The sequence below is a fragment of the Dietzia sp. CW19 genome, assembly GCF_014145265.1.
Classification (GTDB): domain Bacteria; phylum Actinomycetota; class Actinomycetes; order Mycobacteriales; family Mycobacteriaceae; genus Dietzia; species Dietzia natronolimnaea.
Map to the genome: position 1 here is coordinate 1 of NZ_JAALEE010000316.1, position 2,485 is coordinate 2,485.

At 73.0% G+C, this 2,485-nt stretch carries 1 protein-coding gene; it reads left to right on the plus strand.

Going from position 1 to position 2,485, the window contains the following annotated elements; all coding sequences use genetic code 11:
- The coding region (locus G6021_RS09965; protein ID WP_277817937.1) for a beta-ketoacyl synthase N-terminal-like domain-containing protein at positions 1–2,485 on the plus strand (2,485 nt) is incomplete at both ends.

A 2,485-nucleotide genomic window follows, 5' to 3' on the forward strand; every position in this document is an offset into this window, starting at 1 on the left:
GTGCCGGCGACATCGTGGCCGAGCAGGCCCGCTGGTGGGCCGAGCGGGCCGCCGGAGCCCGGCGGGACGCCCTCGCGGTCACCTACCGGGAAATCGCGGAGGCGGCCTCCGAGGAGTTCGTCGGCCGGTACGCGGGCGACGTCGCCGTCGTCACCGGTGCCGGCAAGGGCTCCATCGCCGCCGCCGTCACCGGAAAGCTCCTGGCGGGAGGGGCCACCGTGGTGGCCACCACCTCGAACCTGGACCAGTCCAAGCTGGCCTTCTTCAAGGACCTCTACCGTTCCCACGCCCGCGGTGGCGCGGCGCTGTGGGTGCTGCCGGCCAACCTCACGTCGTACTCGGACGTCGACGCGCTGGTCGAGTGGGTCGGATCCGAGCACGCCGAGTCGGCCGGTGGCCAGACCACCGTCCTCAAGGCGCCGCTCACGCCGACGCTGCTCTTCCCGTTCGCCGCCCCGCGTGTCCAGGGTTCGATGGCCGACGCCGGCCCGCGGGCCGAGACCGAGATGCGCGTCCTGTTGTGGGGCGTGGAGAAGCTCGTCGCCGGGCTCGGCGCGATCGGCGCCGACACCGACGTCGACTCCCGTCTGCACGTGGTGCTGCCGGGCTCGCCCAACCGCGGGATCTTCGGTGGCGACGGCGCCTACGGCGAGGCCAAGGCCGCGCTCGACGCCATGATCGCCAAGTGGGGCTCGGAGAAGTCCTGGTCCGAGCGCGTGACGTTCGTCCACGCGATCATCGGCTGGGTCCGGGGCACCGGGCTGATGGGCCACAACGATCCGCTCGTCGACGCCGTGGAGGCCGCGGGCGTGTCCACCTGGTCCACCGCGGGGATCGCCGCCGAGCTGCTGGACTCGTGCACCCCGGACGTCCGTCGGTCCGCCGGCGAGGCGCCCCTCACCGTCGACCTCACCGGGGGTCTCGGCACCGCCGACCTGGACATGGCCGCGCTCGCCGCGGACCGTCCGGCCCCGGTGACCGAGGCCTCGACCGAGGACGCCGACGGGACCCTCGCGGCCCTGCCGTCGCTGCAGACCGTCACCGCCGACGAGCGCCCCGAGTGGGGCCAGGTCACCCAGGACCTCGAGGACATGGTCGTGATCGTGGGCTCCGGCGAGGTCGGGCCCTACGGCAGCGCCCGCACCCGCTTCGAGGTGGAGACCACCGGCGACCTCAGCGCCGCCGGCGTGGTCGAGCTGGCCTGGTCGACCGGGCTCATCACCTGGGAGGACTCGCCGCGCGCCGGCTGGACCGTCACCGGGTCCGGTGACCCGATCGACGAGGCGGACATCGCCGAGCGTTTCCACGACGAGGTGCTCGCCCGGGTGGGCGTGCGTACCTACGCCGACGATTCGCGTGCGGAGATGTTCGCGGGCGCCTCGCCGCAGCTGACCTCGGTGTTCCTGCCGGAGGACCTGTCCTTCGTCGTGGACGACGAGGGCCAGGCCCGCGCGTACCAGGAGGACGATCCGGAGAACACCGTCGTCACCCGCAGCGAGGACGGCGAGTGGACGGTCACCCGCAAGGCGGGCACCGAGATCCGCGTCCCCCGCCGCACCACGCTCACCCGCATCGTGGGTGGCCAGATCCCCACCGGCTTCGACCCGACGGCATGGGGAATCCCCGCCGACATGGTCTCCGGTATCGACCGGGTGGCGGCGTGGAACCTGGTGGCCACCGTGGACGCCTTCATCTCCTCGGGCTTCACCCCGGCGGAGCTGCTGGCCCACGTGCACCCGGCCGATGTCGCCAACACGCAGGGCACCGGCATGGGCGGCATGACGAGCATGCGCTCGCTCTACATCGACGGGATCCTGGGCCGCAGCCGCGCCAACGACACGCTGCAGGAGGCGCTGCCCAACGTGGTGGCCGCCCACGTCATGCAGTCCTACGTCGGCGGCTACGGCTCGATGGTCCACCCGGTGGCGGCCTGTGCCACCACCGCGGTGAGCGTCGAGGAGGGTTTCGACAAGATCCGCGCCGGTAAGGCCGAGTTCGTGGTGGCCGGCGGGTTCGACGACCTGTCCACCGAGGGCATCCAGGGCTTCGCCGACATGTCCGCCACCGCCGACTCCGCGGCGATGGCCGCCAAGGGGATCGACGAGCGCCACTACAGCCGGGCGAATGACCGGCGACGCGGCGGGTTCGTCGAGTCGCAGGGCGGCGGCACCATCCTGCTGGCCCGTGGCGACGTCGCGGCCCGCATGGGGCTGCCGGTCCACGGGGTGGTGGCCTGGGCGGGGTCGTACGCCGACGGTGCGCACACCTCGATCCCCGCTCCGGGGCTCGGCGCGCTCGGCGCGGGCCGTGGTGGAAAGCGGTCGCCGCTGGCCCGGGGTCTCGCAGAGCTCGGCCTGACCGCGGACGACCTGGCCGTGGTGAGCAAGCACGACACCTCGACCAAGGCCAACGACCCCAACGAGTCGGACCTGCACGAGCGGCTCGGGGCGGCGATCGGTCGCTCCGACGGCAACCCGTTGTTCGT